General features: G+C 64.2%; 16 protein-coding genes. 3 read left to right on the forward strand and 13 right to left on the reverse strand.

The window, feature by feature from the left end:
* The first annotated feature begins 191 nt into the window (after nucleotides 1-191).
* From AB0B25_RS07910 to AB0B25_RS07920, 3 genes are all read left to right on the forward strand, one after another.
* A complete protein-coding gene (locus tag AB0B25_RS07910; protein WP_357176237.1) occupies nucleotides 192-2,555 on the forward strand; it encodes a tetratricopeptide repeat protein in 2,364 nt (787 codons plus the stop codon).
* 131 nt (nucleotides 2,556-2,686) lie between these two features.
* Nucleotides 2,687-2,905, forward strand: a complete 219-nt coding sequence (locus AB0B25_RS07915; RefSeq protein WP_357176239.1) for a GrpB family protein — start codon at nucleotides 2,687-2,689, stop codon at nucleotides 2,903-2,905.
* Nucleotides 2,906-3,082: 177 nt separating this feature from the next.
* Nucleotides 3,083-3,619, forward strand: a complete 537-nt coding sequence (locus AB0B25_RS07920) for a hypothetical protein (protein ID WP_357176241.1) — start codon at nucleotides 3,083-3,085, stop codon at nucleotides 3,617-3,619.
* Between the two features lie 130 nt (nucleotides 3,620-3,749).
* On the opposite strand, the gene AB0B25_RS07925 is transcribed toward AB0B25_RS07920, so the two are convergent.
* From AB0B25_RS07925 to AB0B25_RS07985, 13 genes are all read right to left on the reverse strand, one after another.
* Nucleotides 3,750-4,637 (reverse strand): integrase core domain-containing protein, encoded by an 888-nt coding sequence (locus AB0B25_RS07925; RefSeq protein ID WP_357176243.1) that lies wholly within the window; start codon nucleotides 4,635-4,637, stop codon nucleotides 3,750-3,752.
* Nucleotides 4,638-4,675: 38 nt separating this feature from the next.
* The gene (locus AB0B25_RS07930; RefSeq protein ID WP_357176245.1) at nucleotides 4,676-4,897 is read right to left on the reverse strand and encodes a hypothetical protein; all 222 of its coding nucleotides are present in this window, start codon (nucleotides 4,895-4,897) and stop codon (nucleotides 4,676-4,678) included.
* Between the two features lie 547 nt (nucleotides 4,898-5,444).
* Nucleotides 5,445-6,278, reverse strand: coding sequence for an alpha/beta hydrolase (locus AB0B25_RS07935; RefSeq protein WP_357176247.1), 834 nt, complete (start codon nucleotides 6,276-6,278; stop codon nucleotides 5,445-5,447).
* A 24-nt stretch (nucleotides 6,279-6,302) separates the two neighbouring features.
* Nucleotides 6,303-7,400 carry a cytochrome P450 gene (locus AB0B25_RS07940; RefSeq protein ID WP_357176249.1) on the reverse strand — a complete coding sequence of 366 codons (1,098 nt, stop codon included), beginning with the start codon at nucleotides 7,398-7,400 and terminating at the stop codon, nucleotides 6,303-6,305.
* Between the two features lie 383 nt (nucleotides 7,401-7,783).
* Nucleotides 7,784-9,301, reverse strand: a complete 1,518-nt coding sequence (locus AB0B25_RS07945) for an NAD(P)/FAD-dependent oxidoreductase (protein WP_357176251.1) — start codon at nucleotides 9,299-9,301, stop codon at nucleotides 7,784-7,786.
* On the reverse strand, nucleotides 9,298-9,552 hold the full coding sequence (locus AB0B25_RS07950; RefSeq protein WP_357176252.1) for a hypothetical protein: 255 nt from the start codon (nucleotides 9,550-9,552) through the stop codon (nucleotides 9,298-9,300). Before AB0B25_RS07950 ends, AB0B25_RS07945 begins: the two co-directional genes overlap by 4 nt.
* A gap of 57 nt (nucleotides 9,553-9,609) precedes the next feature.
* A complete protein-coding gene (locus AB0B25_RS07955; RefSeq protein WP_357176254.1) occupies nucleotides 9,610-10,044 on the reverse strand; it encodes a hypothetical protein in 435 nt (144 codons plus the stop codon).
* Between the two features lie 248 nt (nucleotides 10,045-10,292).
* Nucleotides 10,293-11,228, reverse strand: coding sequence for a hypothetical protein (locus tag AB0B25_RS07960; protein ID WP_357176256.1), 936 nt, complete (start codon nucleotides 11,226-11,228; stop codon nucleotides 10,293-10,295).
* Nucleotides 11,225-12,157, reverse strand: a complete 933-nt coding sequence (locus tag AB0B25_RS07965) for a hypothetical protein (protein ID WP_357176257.1) — start codon at nucleotides 12,155-12,157, stop codon at nucleotides 11,225-11,227. The genes AB0B25_RS07960 and AB0B25_RS07965 overlap by 4 nt, the downstream gene beginning before the upstream one ends.
* The gene (locus AB0B25_RS07970; RefSeq protein ID WP_357176259.1) at nucleotides 12,154-13,032 is read right to left on the reverse strand and encodes a DUF4913 domain-containing protein; all 879 of its coding nucleotides are present in this window, start codon (nucleotides 13,030-13,032) and stop codon (nucleotides 12,154-12,156) included. Before AB0B25_RS07970 ends, AB0B25_RS07965 begins: the two co-directional genes overlap by 4 nt.
* Nucleotides 13,029-14,906: a TraM recognition domain-containing protein gene (locus AB0B25_RS07975; protein ID WP_357176261.1), complete on the reverse strand. Its 1,878-nt coding sequence runs from the start codon at nucleotides 14,904-14,906 to the stop codon at nucleotides 13,029-13,031. Before AB0B25_RS07975 ends, AB0B25_RS07970 begins: the two co-directional genes overlap by 4 nt.
* A 43-nt stretch (nucleotides 14,907-14,949) precedes the next feature.
* A complete protein-coding gene (locus AB0B25_RS07980) occupies nucleotides 14,950-16,194 on the reverse strand; it encodes a hypothetical protein (RefSeq protein WP_357176262.1) in 1,245 nt (414 codons plus the stop codon).
* A 273-nt stretch (nucleotides 16,195-16,467) separates the two neighbouring features.
* Nucleotides 16,468-17,445, reverse strand: coding sequence for a hypothetical protein (locus AB0B25_RS07985; protein WP_357176264.1), 978 nt, complete (start codon nucleotides 17,443-17,445; stop codon nucleotides 16,468-16,470).
* Nucleotides 17,446-17,826: the final 381 nt, after the last annotated feature.

Here is a 17,826-nt window from a genome sequence, read left to right on the forward strand (position 1 = left end):
GTTTCGCCTTCGCTCCGATGGGACTGGTGGGTTCCCATTGCGCCAGATCGGCGGGTGACTGAGGTCGGACGGCTCCGCTATTGTGCGTATGTGCGCATGTCAGAGCTGGTGTGGCGACTTTGGGACTCGCCGCGACTCCCGATGGTCGAGGGCGTCGGTCGGGGCTCGGCGCGGTGACTGGCGGGCCGGGAATGACGAAGGAGAGCTTTTTCGAAGAGCTCGATTGCCTGCACGTGGAGGCGGGGTCGCCAAGTATGCAAAGCATCGCCCAGTGGACAAAGCTCAACCATCCGCCGGGCGTCGCGCTCAGGACTCTGTCGGGGTGGTTCGCTGGCGGTGCGCGCAGGCATGTGCCGCGGTCGGGGTCGGAGAAGGACTTCGCCGTGGTCGTGGAGTGCCTAAGCGACCGCGCCGGCAAGACAACCACGATCAACGCCGAGGTCAGAAAGTGGGTTAGATGGCTGAACGAGGCGAATAAGACTCGGACGGCTCCGAATGTGGTAGTGGTGGGCAAGATCCCTGCCGAAGCCGCGTATTTCGTGGATCGCGATCAGCTGCGTCGGCTTGCCGATGCTTTGACGGGCTCGCGGGTGGTGGTGGTCGTCACCGGGATGCGGGGGGCGGGTAAGACACAGTTGGCTGCCGCGTATGCCCGCCGAACAGATGCCGCTGTCGTGGGGTGGGTCAACGCCGCAACTGACGGCACCCTTTTGGAAGGACTGGCGGTCATAGCCGAGCGGCTCGGCGTCGCGGATCCTGAGGGGAATTCGCAGCGTTCAGCGCACCTGCTACGGGATCACCTCGCCTCCCGCGCCGAGGAGGGCTTGCTGGTGTTCGACAACGCCAGTGACCCAGATCGGGTCAGTGAGTTCATTCCCACCCGGGGCGGCACACGCGTGATAATCACCAGCACCGACCTCGACTTCACCACCTTGGGCACCCGGGTGGGCGTCGAGGTCTACAGCCGTGCGGAATCGGTCGGGTTCCTCACCGCCGCAACAGGGCTCGTCGACGACCATGGCGCGGATCAAGTGGCAGAGGATCTGGGTGATCTGCCGCTGGCACTGACGCAGGCCGCAAATACCATCACCACCCTCTGTCCGCCAGATTACGCCAGCTACCGGCGATTGCTCGCCCAACCGTTGCCGCAAGCCTTCACCCGCCGGGCCGGTGAAGGCCACCCTCTGGTGGACAAGGCGATCCTGCTGTCGCTGGAATCCACCGAAGCTTCCACTGGGGATCCCGAACTCGATACTGCGGTGCGGGAAATACTCGAGATCATGGCGATGCTCTCACCCGCCGGAGTTTCGGTCGCAATCCTGCCCGATAAGACGGGGCGTCTTCGTGAGGCTCTGGCTCGGTGTGTCCGAGGATCACTGCTGACGCGCTCGACGACCGGCGAGTCGGTCGCAATGCACTGCCTTATCGCCCGGGTCCTACGTGAACGAGCCGGAACCGATTATGCATTGTCACAGCTTGCTGCCAACGCGCTCACGGTCATCGATGACAACCTGTTCGATAGAAGCCAAGCGTGGCAGCGTCGTGCAGAAGGTGCGCATCTCATCGACCAGATCGACGCCATCTGGAAAACCGAAGCACACACCACCAGCACAGAAGTCACCACACGGTTGTTCTTAGCACGCACCTGGGCCGGCCGTCAGTTGTGCGCAGCGGCGGACATGGCACGCGCAGTCACCTACGACAATCGCACGCTGACCGACGCCGAGCAATGGCTCGAACCCGACGACCCCCTCACTCTGGGCATACGCAACAACCTTGCCCACTCTTACTTCTCCGCTGGACGATTCCGGAAAGGCATTCGGCTATACAAACGCAACCTCAGCAAGGCCAAGCGCATACTGAAAGCCAACGACCCCCACACCTTCTGTGCCCTTAACAACCTCGCCGAGGCGTACCGATCGGTGGGCCGAGTTGCCGAGGCGATCGCGCTGTACGAGAGCAATCTCCCCAACGTTGAGCATCGGCTTAAACCCGGTGACCACAACATCTTCACCACCCGAAATAATCTCGCCAGCGCCTACGAATCCGTCGGACGATTCCCCAAAGCCATCTGGCTGTACAAACGCAACTTCGCCGAGGCCGAGCATTGGAGCATGACCGACAACCTCGTTACCCTCAACAACCTCGCGGGCGCCTACACACTCACTGACAATCCGCTTCGGGCCATCCGGATCCTCGAGCAAGCTCTCGTCGACGCCGGGCAGGTACTCGGACCAGACCACCGCGATCTTCTCACCATTCGTCACACCCTCGCCAACGCCTACGCATCTACCGAACAATTCCCCGAAGCCATCCGGCTCTACAAGCAGATCCTCCCCGAGCTTGAGGAGACGTTCGGAGCCAACCACCCCCGCGCCCGCACCACACGCGAAAACCTGGCCAAGACCTACGGAATGGTGGCCGAGGCCATCGACCGGTACGAACAGATCCTCACCGATCGCCAGCGGGTACTCGGACTAGAACACGCCGACGTCTGCGCCCTGCGTGACATTCTCACCACCCTCCGCAGAAGCCAGGACGACGAGTGTCGCTAAACGGTGGCGGGGTCAACAGTCAGTGCATCATCCCGTTCAGATGCTCAGCGTAGACCTGCGCGGGGCTGCGGTAATACGAGCAGCACTGGGCGCGCTGGTTCTGCGCATCGCAGCACACTGGCTCGACCTCTGTGCCCGGGCTCGCGGCCAAATCGATTGTCGACATCCTGTTGGTCATCCCGGACACCGCCGATGAAGAAGCATACGTTCCCGCTCTCGACGCTGCTGGGTACACGCTGCGCATCCGGGAGCCGGACTGGCACCAACACCGCTGCCTTATCCGGCGGACAGAAGATGGTGCACTGTCTTGCGTCAACCTCTTGGCAGGATCTAGCTGGCCGAAAGGATAACGCCCCGGATGGCAAGGTCACCTGAGACCGCACGGTAATGCCGACGTGAGGGCGGATCAATCAGACCCGCTCCAGATCGTGTGGCTGGCAGGCGCTCGGACGGATCGAAACCGGGTGGCTGACTGCCGCCGGTCGATGGCATGATCCAGCACGGCTGTGGACGGAACGGACGGTGGCTTGTTGGTAGATCTTGATCTGGACGCGATTGAGCGGTGGGCCGCGGAGGTTTCCGTCGCAGCAGACCAACACCTGTTCTCCCGGCATATCGATGAATTCGGGCTCAGCGTGGAGAGCTTGCGGAATCCCGCCCGGTTACTCGGGAGCAGCGCGAGCGCCTTTGACGCACTCTGTAAAGGTGTCGACTGGCCGAATCGGGCGGGTATCGCCGCCAGCCTGATCGTTCCTTTGGAGGAAACACATGCGCTGCCTTCACCGAAGTCCCTGCGCGCCGGGATCGACTTCCTGCGGAAGCATCTGCATCGGAACGAACCGCCCGGCCTCTACCTTCTGCCTGCGGGGAGTTTTAGCCAATGGTCGGATCACGACGAGGACTACCGATTCCCCTTCGACCCTCAAAGTGTTGTCGACATTCCAGTCGATTCGGCATTCGTCCGATACAGCCGGAGCGACGACGACATCTCGAACGACGACGTCTACTCCGCGGCAATCTATCTGATCCGATCACCCTCGGCGCAGCCGTCGTCGAGCGGGTAGCGACGTGGCTCACCCTCGCGCGAGGCAGCCGCCGGGCGGCACCGGTCAATCCGGAGATCCACTGATCGCCGTCGAATAATGGGTCGGGTGGCCCTAGCGACAACGCAAATGCCGCTTATCGGGCGCTTTTCTACTGGTCACGATCGGTGTAGGCCGTACTGGGTGTTCGATCGCCGAGCGCCTGGTACGGCCTGATCGCGTTGTAGATGATCCGGAATCCATGGATCTCCATGTCCAGGACGTCACCGTCGGTGATCATGCCGCGGAATAGGTGCTCGTATTTCAAAGTTCCGAAGAACCGCTCGATCACACCGTTCGTCTGGGGTGCCCGGACCCGGGTGCGGACGTGTCGCAGCAGCGAATCCGGTCCGGCGAACGCGGTCTTGAACACTTCCCTGCGGAAACACGACCCGTTGTCCGACACCACCGCGATCGGCTCGCGCACCATGCCGAGCACCTCCCCGGCCGGCTCGAGCACCTCGGCCAGCCCGCGATCCGCCCGCAAATCGTCCAGGTCGAGAGCCCGTTCGGCATCGGTGACCGCAAGCCGTAGGCGGGCCAGTGCATCGACACCGCGGGCCGTCGGCGTCACAGTGACGGCCAGGCAGTACTTCGTCGCATAATCGATCACCGCGCAGATTCGCCAGATCCCACCGCCGATCGTTTCGAATTCGCTGAAGTCCGTTTGCCACACACGATTGCGGTGCGCCGACGGATCGCGAAACACCTTCCGCCGCAACATTGCCCACGACTTGCGGTCAGCGCGATACCCACGCGGCAACAACAGGCCGCGCCGCCGCAGCGCTCGCTCCACGGTGGAGGTAGAAACCTCGTAGCCGTCGGCGCGCATCAATGCCGCGATCTTGCGATGTCCCCACGCCGGCCACTCCTCGGCGTACTTGGCCGCGATCGGCTCGAACCGCTCCACCTTCGGCGACGGCCACGGACCCTGAGGCAGCTCCCCGTGGCGAAGCCGTGCCAACCGTCGCTGATAGCTGTGCTCAGGGATGCCGGCCATTCGAGCGAACCTCGAAACCGGCAGTCCCTCTGCCGCTCTCAGGGCTTCGAGGTCATGGAAGGGACCTGATCCACCAGCGCGGCGCCGTGCTGCCACACCCGCAACTGCACCGTGGCCTCGGCCAGTGCCAGCTTCAGCTGCTCGTTCTCCATCCGCAACCGCCGCTGTTCCGGCGCGCCTTGGGCCCCGGCCGCGCCACTGGGAATCTCATCCAACGCCTTGGTCCCGGCCTCCAGGAGCGCCTGCTTCCACTTACCCACCGACGCCGTACCAACCCCACGCCGCCGCGCGGCCCGCAGCGCTCATCTCCCCGGACAGCACCACCCGCACCTTGTCCTCGACCGGAATCGTCAACCGCCGTGACCTCGCCACAGACTGGCTCCTTCCTGGCTCGATGTGCTCGGAGCGTAAACCGAGCAACCCTGCCAGAAAGTTTGACGCGCTAGAACGTGAAATACTCGAAACTATGTTCGATAGCCCGCGTCCGGTGTACCGGCTCAGCGACGGCCGGGTCGTCGAACCCGGCCGCTTATACCGCCTGCACAACGGAAAGTGGGCCGAACCATGGCCCTGCCGCTGCCCACAATGTGGGCAACAGTTCGGCCCGAAACAGATGCTCGTCGGATCGTTGGCCTGTCTACACGCCGGCGGCCTTCATCGCCTCCACATCTGCAGCGCCTGCGGCTATGTCATCTACACGCCGCCGATCACGCCGGACTGTCTGCACCCGACTACGTAGTCGATCTGGCCTGCGGCCTGGGCTGGCTGGAGGGCGAACATCTGGTTCCGACCGGATCGAACCCCATCTCAGACACCATCGGTGAAGGCGAACTGCTCATCCAGATGCCGCGCGACCGCCTCGCACTGTTCGAGGGCGGCGGAGTGGCCCGCGTGCTCGATCCTGACGTGGCGGCCGTGGCGGCCGACTGCGTTAGCGATGTTCTCTCCAGATATGTCGCCTGGGTAGGCATGGTCGTCGTCACCCCCGATTGCGAGCACTGGCACGGCGCAGTTGTGCAATTTCTCGACGATGCGCGGGCGGGTGATGACGCCGTGGCTGGCGTCGCCGATGCTTTGATCAAGGCAGTTGATGACTGCCCGCCAGGTGGTGGTGAGCGAGTGGTTGTTCTCCAGGGTCCAGTCGCTGAACATGATGTTCAGGATGGGGTCGACGACCTGCGTCGGACCGTGTGCCGTGAGGTGATCGACCAGCGGTTCGTAGTCGGCGCGCTTGTATTCCTCCTCCGCCGATGACCCGATTGCGGTGACCGTGCTGACGAGATCGGGTCGGAGCGCTGCCAGCCACAACGCGACGAAACCTCCGAGACTGGCACCGACGAAATGGCACCCTTGCAGCCTGTACTGCTCGATGAATGCCGCCGCATCCTCAGTGAGGGTGGCGATCGACAGATCTTCCCGCACTGCCCGCGCGCTCTCGCCTTGGCCTCGATGGTCGTAGGTGTACACAGGGTGACCGAGCTCGGCGTATCGCGCCATGAGCTCATACCACTGGGTCCGGTTGAAAAACAGCGGATGTGAGAACACCACTGGTCGGCGACGCCCCTCACGTGGGCCAGCCTGCGTGTAGGCCAGCGTCGTTCCGTTGACCGGGGCCTTGCCGTGAATCAGTGCTGTTGACATGACAATTCCTCCATTGGGTGTCCCCTACCTGAAGGTCAGGGGTGGGGATTCGGGAAAAACAACCGGTAGGGCCACGAGGGCGCGGTGGAAAGGTCCGGGCCGCCAAGACAATTCGTCGGCTGAGCAGGCAAGCCGCAGTTCAGGGAGCGCGTCGATCAGTTGGTCGATGGCGTTCTGGGCGATCAGGTACGCCGCGGCCTGGGCTGGGCAGGCATGTGGTCCTGCGCTCCATGCCAGGTGCGATCGGTTGCCGGTGTGATCCCCAGCGCTGATCGCGGGGTCGTTGTTACAGCCGGAAATGCTGATGACCACTGGCTGATCCGCGGGCAGCCAGACACTATCGATCAGGATAGGCTGACGCGGATAGCTGACGCAGTGGTTCGCCAACGGCGGGTCGGCAAACAACACGTGATCGAGCGCCGCGCGCGTCGTGAGGCTGCCGCCCAGGAGGTCACCAGCGAACCGTTCATTGGTGAGCATCAGGAGCAGGGAGTTGGCGATCAAGTTCTGCAGCGGCTCGATACCGCCGGCATACAGCGTGAGAAGTTGATTGACGAGCTCAGTATCGTCAAGCTGGGCTGGGTCTGCCAGCAGGCGCGAGGTAATGTCGTTGCCGGGCTCGACCCGCTTGCGGGTGATCAGGTCGAACAACGCAGCACAGAGGTTCGCGTCGACCGTGTCGGCGTCTTTTCCTTCGAACATCGCGGCAAACGGACCTACCAATCGCTGACCGATATCCGGTGGACAGCCCAGCATGGCGTTGAGCACGGCGAACGTGAGTGGGAAGACGTACTCGCTGATCAGTTCTGCCGAACCCCACCCACAGATGGCGTTGACCAGCGAGACAGCGATCTCCCTAACTGTGTAGTCCAGCGCATGCAGATCAACCGCACCGATGGCTGCGGTGTTCGGACGTCTGTAGCGCGCGTGCTCTTGTCCCGCGCTGCGCAATGCGTTCGGTCGCGCCCCTAACATGGGCAGGATCGGGCAGTCAGCTGGCATGTTCTGCTGCCAGCGGCGTGGATCAGCGGGAAAGTGCTCGGGGTCAAACAAGATTCGCCGCGCGGTGTTGTATCCGATCACCAGAGTGGCCGGAACACCGACCGCAAGATCCACCGGCACCAACGAGCCATACCGACGGCGCATCTGCCGATATGCCCGATGCGGGTCCGCGGCGAACTCCGAGGAATGCAGCGCAACGCGGGGAGTGTCGGTGTAGAAGGGCGACCCATGCGCCACAGGGCATGTTATGGATCGTGCGATGTCCGGTGGTGTGGTCAACGAAGTGACTCCAGAATGGAATAGAGATCGATGGGCGGATGCCCTTCTGAGAATGTCGAGCCGCCGCACAGCGGAGAAGGACATATCGACCGGACATTTCAACCGGACGTACGTCGAACACCGGACATTTCAACCGGACATTCACCGGAGTTTGCGATAGTCGCTTTCCTGTTGCGTCCGCGTCGGCAACGCATGTACTGACGAGGCCTGGAAGGTCTTCCCGTTCACGGGACCGCGCGGAAGCAGTCGGAGGGCGGGTGGTGGCGCAGAATTCGCTCGTAGGTCCGCGCGGAGGCGGGCCAAGGGTTGGTGATCGCCCCGCTGGAGTGCTTGTACCAGCTGGTCCCGGCGATGGGCCACACCGTCTTGCCGATTGCCTGCTCGAGCCATCGCTGGTGGAATCGCATCGCCTGCTCAGTGACTTCTATTGCGGCAGCACCGGTCCGCTCACGCCAGCGTAGGCACTTGATGATCCAATCGATTTGGTGTTCCTTCATCGCCGGATTGCTACCTGCCGGGTTGAAGGAATTCGGTCCCGCGATGAGGAACGCGTTCGGATAGCCCGAGACCGCCATCCCCAGAAAAGCTGTGGCACCTGCGTGCCATTGATCATGCAGCTGGACTCCCCCGCGACCACGCACGATGACCGGCATGAGGAACTCAGGTGCCTTGAAGCCGGTGGCGTAAATGATCGCGTCAGCGCTGTGGTGGCCGCCGTCGGCGGTCATGAGCCCATCTCTGGTGATGCGAGTAATCGGTTCGGCTATCAGCTCGACGTTCGCATGTGTCAACGTCCGGTAGTAGTCATTGTCGAGGATGATGCGTTTGCCGCCTATCGGATAACCGGGAGTGAGTTTGGCGCGCAACACGGCGTCATCGACCGCGCGACGCAGGTATCGGCGAGCGACCCATTCGGCAGGATGCGCCGACCAGCCGCGACGCATGATCGGGGCAAACAGAGCGTCGGCGCCGTAGTAGAGCGCTTGTCGGTAGATGTGATGAGCGCCCGGCGCCAGCAGCGCTGTACGCGCGAGCAATCCGAACTCAATGGTGGGTTTCGGAAGTACCCAGTGTGGTGTGCGTTGGAACACCCGCACTCGAGGCGCGGTCGCCGCGAGGGTAGGCAGGATCTGGGCCGCGCTGGATCCGGTGCCGATCATCGCTACATCCAGGCCGTGCAATTTCGTCTCGTGGTCCCATCGCGCAGTATGGAATGAGGGCCCGGCGAAGTCGGCTCGCCCGGGGATCTCGGGGAGGTTCGGGCGATGTAGCTGGCCGACGGCGAAAATTACGACATCGGCGACTACGCGCTGCCCGGCGGCGGTGATCAGCTCCCAACGTCCCTCGTCCTCGATGTAGGTGGCTTCGCTGATCGCCGTATCCAATTGGAGATGCGGTGCGAGACCCCGTTCGTCGGCGACGCGACGTAGATACGCGAGGATCTCCCGCTGTCCCGGGTATCGCGTGTGACGGTTGCGGTAGGGCGCGAACGCGAACGAGTACAGGTGCGAGGGGACGTCGCAGTTGCAGCCCGGGTAGGTGTTGTCCCTCCAGACGCCGCCGACCTCAGTGCTCTTTTCGTAGATCGCGAAGCGGTGGATGCCCGCGCGACGCAGCGCGACGCCCATTCCGATGCCACCGAACCCCGCACCTACAACGGCCACCTGAAGATCACGGATATCGGGGATCGGCGTGGTGACGTTCCTTTTTAACAGGCGCGCGGGGTTCTTTGGGGTGCTCATTGGTTCACCGCCTGGTCGAACAGGGTCTCCTTGGGTGCGGCTGTGACGACGGATATGTCGATGTGCATGCGGCGGTCTAGTGGTGCGCCGCGTTTCCCGATGTCGTTGGACTGGAGGTGGTTGCGTACGGCGCGGCGTGCGTACGGCAACCTCGCGAGGTAATGCCGTCGGCTGAATTCACGCAGCTCGGCGGGGCTACTGGCGGGGCGGACCTGGAAGGTCCCCCCGCCGGATCGGGGGAATGCTTGCATAGTTGTCTCCTGTCACAGTGGGGAGGCGAAGTCAGTTGATCGCGCTGGGTGCGCTGACTATTCGGGCTGCCAGACCAGTTCGCCGCAGGGACTGGTGGTGACTCGGCCTAGTTGGACGTCGGCGAAGTGCACTCCGACGCCGAGCGTGTCGTGGACGGCGAGGTCGTCGATCAGGCGGCGGCAAGTGGCTACGGATGCGGCCGGATCGTCATCAACGGCGGAGATCAGTTCGGGGTGGGTGATCTGCGACGGGGTCCGCATGGCGTCGCCGAACGAGATCAGCCGGGCGCCGGGCGAAGTGATGGTGTAGGCGAGGTAGCCGTCTGGGTTGATCAGATGGAGGTGTTCGGCCCAGACCTGGTCGGAGCCTGGCAGCCAGGCGCGAGGTTCGAGCAGCGCGGCGCCGTCGGGCAAAGAGGTGATGCGGTGATCGCCTAGTTGGTGGCGGCGGGACGCGGCGGGACGGGCAAAGTGATCGAGGCCAATGGCCATGGTCGGATCTCCAGATCTCAAGGGAGGCCGGGGACGTGCTTGGCGCCGCAGGTCGCTACGACGCAGCGTCTGCGGGCGAAAGTTGGGCGGGATGAATCGCGGCGGCTGGGCACCCTGGTCATAGCGGAACATGCATTTCGCTGTGATCGCCAGAGGTTGTGACGCGGCAACAACAGATACGCCGGGCTCGGGCGGATGCATAGACTCCTCGCACTGAACGCTGGAGGGGCAACAGGGTTCCCGGTCGACTACGGATCGGGCCCAACATCCGGGTACATTTCGGCGGCGGAATGGCCGCCGTGAACTTCCGCTGACATGTCCCAGCCGTGGGCCATCGCGTCCGGGATTGCGGCGGTAACTGCTGCGGCGATATCAGTTCCCACTTGGGATCCTCTGGCGCCTGCCGGGTTCAGGGCGTCGCGGGCTCGTTCAATCAAGATCTTCGGTCTCGGGGGCTGTTCTGCGTCGGAGTCCGCGGTGGTGATGTCTGCGCGGCGGCCAGCGCGGCGCAGGCTACCCAGCGACCGCCGCACACTGGCGGCGATGGTGGGGGTGGTGTAGCTGCGCCACTGCGCGTTGAGGTCGTCGAGGCTGTAGTGCAGGTAGGTCTCGACGCGGCGTTCGACGTCACTGCTGGCGGCATGGAACAAGCGGGCGCGTTCATTGCGGCCCATTCCGATCGACGTGGCGGTGGCCGCAGCGCGCGTCCACATCGCCTCCATGTTTCGTCGAAGCTGCCCGGCAGCAGCAGGTTCCGGCTCTGCGGTGACACCGTAGGTAGCCAGACAGTTCTCGCGAGCGATGGTGATAGCAGCCATGTCGGCCATCTGGCGGGTGTCATCGAGAACCCGTTTGGTATTTCGGCGGCTCGCCCGCGGGTGAGGTGCCATGAGCAGCAGCTCGTCGGTCCACGCCCGGCCGGATTGCCCAGCCGCTCGCGCCTGGTCGACCCAGGATCCGGGCACGCCGCCGCCACGGGCTGCGATCTCAGTCAAGTCCCGATTACGGCTGACCTCGCAGATCTGGTCGAGGATTCGCGCGCCGTCCGCAGAGCGCGGGCTGCTCGCCCGCATCGCCTGACGCAGCAGGGTCTCGCGCGCGGCCAGCTCGTGGATGCAATGTAGGGACGCGGCCTGCTCGGATGGGATATCACGAATTCGCAGCGGCGAGTTGAGATCGGTCATAGCTCGATCTCCTGCCAGAACGACAACGTGGTGTGTACACCAGTCGGTGACGGGTCGCTGGTCCAGAGGTCGTCATTACAGGGCGCGTCACTGAATGTCGGTGCCTCGATGACCGTTTCGACATCGACGCCGTAGGGCAGACTTGCGGCGCCGATCGCGGTTTCGATTTCGGGCCCCGGCGCGACGGGTGACTGGAACAGCGGTTGCGGGGGTGTGAGCGCGGCACTGATCGGGGGCCATAGTTCCTCATGCGATGGCAGTGCCACCGCGTCATCGATCGCGATTCCCGCCTCGGCGAGCGCCGTAGCCTGTAGTGCGTAGGCGCGGGTATCGTTGTGTGCTGCCTGACGCCAGCGTTGCGCAAGCCCCTCGATCGGAACACCGTCGACTATCGCCACCCCGACAGCCACCCAGTCCTTTTCGGTGCCCCACAACTGTTGGCCCTGCTCAGTGTTGAGGCCCAGCAGGTTTGTTACGCCTGCGGTCCGTGCCCGCAATATGCGCAAGTTGCGATCAAACGCGGCGCTGGCCCCGTCCTCGGCTCGCGCAGCGATCGGTCCGTAGGCCGCGGCAAGGGCGGTCCAAGCGCGCAGACGCTGCACCTGCGCGTCGAGGCCGCCCAGGATCTCGTCCCAGTTCAACGGCTCGGGAGTGCGTAGGTAGAGGTCCGGGTTCCAGTGCACTGCGCGGGCGCCGCGCTCGCGGACATGATCGATCCACGTGCGCGGCACTCCGCCGGCGAGTGCGACGTTGGTCAACTCTTCACGCAGGATCGCCCGGCTATGGAAATCCTCGTACCAGGACTGCGGCGGGCGCTGCCCGGTCTGCTGCTGGTGTCGGGTTGCGGTGGCCAGCATGCTGGTGACGGTCACCGACTGGTTCTGTAGGGATTTCAGCACCTGTACCTGCGTGCGCGTGGGCGTAATCACAATCCCGACCCTCCCGTCGCACCGTTGCCGAAGGCTCGGAAGTCGGGCCCGAATCCAAGGTGCTCGGTCAACGTTTTCGCGCTAGAGGCGCCGAACCATGCGGTGGGGATCGGTGCGGCCGGGAGCCCCGGGATCTCGAGGTGTTGGTCGAGCGTGCAGCGGTGCAGGGGGCCGTTGGCGGCGTCGAGGATAGAACGCATATGGGGATCGATGTGGCGGACGAACAGCCCGCTCATCGCGGACTTGTCCTCGGCGCGGAGTGCTGCTTCGAATACCGCGTGCAGGGCGGCGAAGCGGACCGCCACCGCGTGGTGGCGCCACCACTGCCGACACCACGTGTACTGGCCTTCGCGGTTGTTGCCAGCGATCCGAACGGCATTGACCGGTAGCAGCCAGTCCTGCACAAAGTCGCTGTAATGGGCGAACCGTGGCGGCTTCTTCGCCTCCTTCTCGCTCTCAGGTGCGGTACCGGGTGGACGGTTCGCGGAAGTGAACCACCCAAATGGGACGGGATCGAACGGCAGTGTCGGTGTGCTGATGTGGGTGGTGCGGGTGCAGCGGTGCAGTGGACCGTTGGCAGCGTCGAGGATGACTTTGAAGTGAGCGTCGACGTGCGAGAGCAGGAAGGTGCTGAGGCCGCTGCCGGTCTGTGCGCGGCGTTGGGCTTCGAATGCGTTGTGCAGGTGCGCGATTCGGACAGCGACGGGCCGGTGTGCCCACCACTTGCTGCACCAGGTGTAGGTGTTTTCCCGGCTCGCTTCGGCCAATCGGATGTTGATCGTGGGCAGCAGCCACTTTTCGGTGAACTCGGTGAAATGATGGTATGCCGCTGGCATCGGCGGCTTCTTGGCCGCCGATGCGGTCGGTGCGCTCATGATTGCTGACCACCGGTCGCCGCGTCGTCGTCAGCGGCCTCGGTGGGCAGCGCGATCTGGTGGGAGGCTTTCTCGAAATGCGCCAGCGATGTCCGGATGAGGGATGCGTATTCGGTGTCCTGCCACCAGATTTTGCGGACTACCACCGGCCCGTAGTTCGGGAGTCGCACCAGGGCTCGGTCTTTGGGGAGCGCGGCGAGCACGGCGACATCGAGGATAGGTTCGGCGCGCCAGGTCAGGGTGCGGTTGGCTCCACCGGCGCCGTGGCTGCTGGAGCGGTCGGCCACATCATGGGGGCCGGTCATCGCCGACCAATGTTCGAGGTAATCGACCGCAGCGATGCCGCCGCCGTAGACCTCGATCGACTGGGCGCGCATAGTCTTGAGACCGTTTGCTCCCCAGAGGTCTTCGCCTTGTTCTAGGACCTGCAAGATGGTCATGAGGACGATCCCGCAACCCCCGGCGTAGGTGTAGTAGCTCGGCAGTTCGGAGATACGTGCGCAGTTCGCTGCCTCGTCGAGCACCCCCAGCAGCGGCACCGCCAACCGCCCATCCGGCCGCGCTCGCGCCGCATCTAGAGCGGCTTCGAGAATCTGCCCGACCAGCGCCGAGGTCAACGGTGTGGCGCCGTCGGGTCCAGTCATCGACAGCGCATACAGCGTGTCCGGGGATGTCACGAACTCCGCCGGCGTGAACTCTGGCAGATCGTGAGTCGGGCCTTGTTCAATTCTCTCGACCACGACTCGGGTTCTGCCACCCTTCTTCTCTGCTTCCTCGTGCACCCCCAGCAGCCAGCGCCGCGGCGGGGTGACCATGCGCGCGTAGCCCTCATCCGAGAGCACGTTCAGGAACCGACGCGCCATATCGAACAGCCCGTCACGCTGCCGCGCATACAGAGCTTGGGACTCGAGGATTCGCTCGGCTGACCGGTGGTGCCCGCAATGGCGCAGGATCAACGCAGGGGTTTGGTCCTGGTCGCGGCCAAGCCATTCGGCCACGTGCAGCAGATCCCCACCCACGCACGCCGCCGCATACATGTACAGGCTCAACAGTTCTTGAGCGCCGCCGTCGAAATAGCTGTCGACCTTGGCATTGGCGGCCTGCGACGCCGACCCGGAGGCGGCAGAGACGAAGAACCCGGCCAGCTTGCGAGCCGCGGGCAAACCCGTGACCTGGGTGAGCAGGTTGACCCAGAACCCGCACTCCACCTTCCCGGTGACTGCTTGCAGATCGCACAACCAGATCCGCCCGCGCTGTTCACGCCCGTACATGGTGTGCCGATAGAGGTCCGGTTTATTCGAGGTAGCCAGGCACGGCCCCCATGCCGACAACACTGCCGGGATCGCCCATGCCATCGTCTTTCCGGTGCGGGTGCCCGCCGCGATCGTCACCCCCAGCTCGGCGGGCACGAACAACTCCACACCACCGATCACCGTCTCCCCGAGTGGCGGGCCTTTGCAGGCTTGAACTTCAGGGTCGGCGTCGCGCAACAGCCGCTGGTTGGCTAGCGCGTTGTCGCGGGCGCGGGCCATCCGAATCGCCGCCGGGCGTTGCATCGTGCGCGCTGCAGCGTCGATCTCACTGCCCACAGCAGCTGCCTTCCAGCACCCGACCACCAGCACAGCCCCCGAGGCGGTGAAGGCGATAGCCAGAACGCTGGCCTGCCATGGCCAGGGGTGCCGACCAGCAACCACCGTGAGCAGCGCGGTCACCGGATGGCTGGTGACTGGCAGACCAGCCCACCAGCTACCCAGACTCAACGCCGCCCACAACGCCAGCCCCATGGCCACCAGGCCTAGAAACGCCAGCAGCAGTTGCGTTTCCTCGCCCAGACCACGTTTGGTGCGGCGGCGCGTCTCTCGTGTCGAGAACATGATCACCTCCAGATAGGTGTGAAAAGTTGGGCAGGATGGGCTTTCACAGCGAAACCTCGGCGTCGACGACGACCTGACTGGATGCCATCGCGGGGGTTGCTTCGATGCCGTCGGTGGAGCTCCAGTCGCGGAGGTCGGCGTCGGGCAGAGCCGCATCGATGGCCTCACAGATATCGGCGCCACTCTGATCCGGAATCGGTTCGACCGGTTCGCGAGAAGGAGATGGCTGGCTCAGCTCCACCTGCGAGGTAGGCGGGGATGCGAGTTGGCGTAGATCCGCGACGACTTCGCGCAAGGTGTCGGCTTCTTCATTAGCGCGGTCTCGCTCTTCGACCAACCGCGCGATTCGACCCTGATGCGGGTTGCCGGGCTCTTCGTGCCAGTAAGTGCCATGGCGTCCAGCGCGGTAAACAGCCTCGATGTCAGACATCGCCACACCCGCTTGGGCTGCGTCGACACGGTAGGCGCGGGAGGCGTGGAGCAGGGATTCCAGGCGCGCGAGCTGCGCCTGATCGTGCTCGGGTGAACCCTCCCACCGCTCGGCCAGCCGGGCGTGCTCGGCGGTCAGATCTTGGAACTGCCGCAGTGCCGCGATCTGGCAGGCTTCGCGGTCGGCTTCGGCACTGTAGGTGTAGCCCACCGGAGCTGAGCGCACACGCTCGGGCAACAGATCGGCGTGCTCGTCTGCGCCGGTGTCAAGGTCGCCGAGTTCATGCTCGGCCGCCAGCAACCGATCGGTTTCTGCGATGATCGCATCGAAGTCGGCCACGCTGGCCAGTTCCGGGCCGCGACCGCCAAGAGCTCGGTCCAGTAGGCTGGCACGCTCGGCGTCCTTTTTGGCGGAGCGGTCGGTGGGGCGCCAACGCGCAGCGTCTTGCTCGGAGCCGGTAATGGTGGTTTCTATGTGTCCGGTGACTTCGGCGGCTTGGCGCAGGTTGCGCCATACCACCGCATCGACGGGGACGTCTCCGTCGACCTTGGCTTGGGCGATCCGGTCGTAGGCAGCTCGGGTAAATTCTGGGCGTAGTTCCCACCCGGAGACCGCGGCTTGCAGTTGCTCCCACAGTCTGCGGTGCTCAACGGATTCGTGGCGGCCCCACCGTGTGGCCAAAGCATCGGCCTGTGTGGTGAATTCCTTCTTTTGTATGGGTGTTTCAGCGAACGGTGAAAACAGTCGCAGCTGGTAGTAGCGTGTGAAATCCGCCCGTATCGAGGCTTCGGCGCTGCTGGCGGCGTCGTGGTAGTAGGCGGGATCGGTGGCTCCGCGTCGCGGGTCGGGCCAGCTCATAGCTCGGCTCCCCGGTCGCTGATGCGGCAGTGGGAGGGTTGGCGGTACTGCGAGCAAACGGGATCAGGTGTAGTGCTGGACATCGTCGACCTCCGGTAAGTGAAGGCGTCTGCCACGCACCGTCATCGACGGTGCGGCGTGATTCGGATGTCCCCTGGCAGTGCGGTTTCGACGTCCCGGTCAGTACCCGTGACCAGTGCGTCGACAAAGTGTGTGAAGTGAGCCGTCAGATGGGATCAGTAGCAGGCGATCCGTTCCTCTCACGCCATTTGGCTAGTACGCATCTGTGTCGAGGTCGATCGCGTGGTGCGGGTTCGTGGTGTAGGCGGCATAGTCGGGCTCGCTGTCCCAGCTCTGCTCGCCCGCGGGCAGGGCGGCGTCGATGGCCACGGTTATGGCGGTGGGATCGCCGGCGCGATCGAGTTCGCCGCCGCGGCCGATCGCGGCATCGACGAATTCCGCGCGCAGGGAAGCGGTTGCGGCGGCGATCATCTGTTGTGGTGTCGGTGGAGTGACCTCAGCGCGAGCGATGGGCGTATTGGTATCGGGGTCGGTGGGGATGTAGGGCGGGACCGCAAGGTCGCTGCGAGCAGTCGCATAGGAGTTCCATTCGTTGCCCAGTGCCAGTTCGTCGTAGGTTTCGAGGTGAACTGCCTGCTGTCGCCTCTCACCTTCCACACCTGCACCCCACAGCAGGTCGGCTTCAGTAGTGGTGATCTGTGCGGCGTGCGCGAGTACGGTTACGCGCTCGTGGTACAGCTGCATGTTCTTCGTGAACAGCGCTGCCGCGGCGTGATTCGTGCCGAAGCTCCACCGCCCAGTCGCGATGCGGTCCGCACGGGCGGCTGAGATAGCAGCCATCCGCTCCAGATGCCACATGTCCAGGGACAGCATGTCGACGTAGAAGTCCTGGGCGGCGTTGTCGCGAGACGGGTTCTGCCGCAGCCCAGCATCGACGCGCGGGCGGGTGCTGCGGCTGCCGAGCTCGCGAGCGTCCTCGATCCAGGCCGCCTCGATACCTGAGGTCAGCGCGGCCTGTTCGGCCTGCTCCCGTTGGGCCTCCAACCCATCCAAATGCGATTGCCAGGCCATCTGCGGACTGTCGTCTGCGGTTAGGGCCTCGAAATTTTCCCACCCCGCGTCCAGGATGCGGGTGTGTTCGGCAGCCAGCAACCGGATGCGCAGCAGCAGCTGCGCTTGCCATTGGACCACCGTCTGCGGTGGCGAGAATTCGGATTCGGGAGTCGTCATCGTCATTCTCCGTCACGGCTCGCGCACCGACGAGCCGGGTTCAGGAGGGCGGACATCGGGTTGGCTGTCCCAGGCCGCGGTCTTCGGTGCGGTCGGTGGCGCGGCCACATAGGTGGGTGCGCCAGGTCTGCGTCGGAATTGTCCCGACGTCGTAATGCAGCTGATGCGTGGGATAGCCCTGCAGCAGGACGCAGGCGCAGTCGGTCGAAGTGTCTTGGATACCTTCGAGCAGCCGCAGCTTTCAGCTGGCAGTTCCTCCAACTGCCGTGAATATTGCCTCATGGCTTGTCCGTCCTCTCGTGGAAGCTTCGTACGGCGGTAGGCTTTGATGTCCGGCGTGGCCGGATCACTCGAGGTGCTGGTGGTTGTCGTAGGCGCAGA

This window comes from Nocardia sp. NPDC049190 (genome assembly GCF_040648115.1).
GTDB lineage: Bacteria > Actinomycetota > Actinomycetes > Mycobacteriales > Mycobacteriaceae > Nocardia.

Bases quoted from the DNA above. Each gene is read 5' to 3' on its own strand.
- AB0B25_RS07945 (WP_357176251.1), bottom strand. From the start codon at position 9,301: ATGAGCACCCCAAAGAACCCCGCGCGCCTGTTAAAAAGGAACGTCACC.
- AB0B25_RS07950 (WP_357176252.1), bottom strand. From the start codon at position 9,552: ATGCAAGCATTCCCCCGATCCGGCGGGGGGACCTTCCAGGTCCGCCCC.
- AB0B25_RS07935 (WP_357176247.1), bottom strand. From the start codon at position 6,278: ATGTCAACAGCACTGATTCACGGCAAGGCCCCGGTCAACGGAACGACG.
- AB0B25_RS07985 (WP_357176264.1), bottom strand. From the start codon at position 17,445: ATGACGACTCCCGAATCCGAATTCTCGCCACCGCAGACGGTGGTCCAA.
- AB0B25_RS07955 (WP_357176254.1), bottom strand. From the start codon at position 10,044: ATGGCCATTGGCCTCGATCACTTTGCCCGTCCCGCCGCGTCCCGCCGC.
- AB0B25_RS07960 (WP_357176256.1), bottom strand. From the start codon at position 11,228: ATGACCGATCTCAACTCGCCGCTGCGAATTCGTGATATCCCATCCGAG.
- AB0B25_RS07970 (WP_357176259.1), bottom strand. From the start codon at position 13,032: ATGAGCGCACCGACCGCATCGGCGGCCAAGAAGCCGCCGATGCCAGCG.
- AB0B25_RS07910 (WP_357176237.1), top strand. From the start codon at position 192: ATGACGAAGGAGAGCTTTTTCGAAGAGCTCGATTGCCTGCACGTGGAG.
- AB0B25_RS07925 (WP_357176243.1), bottom strand. From the start codon at position 4,637: ATGGCCGGCATCCCTGAGCACAGCTATCAGCGACGGTTGGCACGGCTT.
- AB0B25_RS07975 (WP_357176261.1), bottom strand. From the start codon at position 14,906: ATGTTCTCGACACGAGAGACGCGCCGCCGCACCAAACGTGGTCTGGGC.
- AB0B25_RS07980 (WP_357176262.1), bottom strand. From the start codon at position 16,194: ATGAGCTGGCCCGACCCGCGACGCGGAGCCACCGATCCCGCCTACTAC.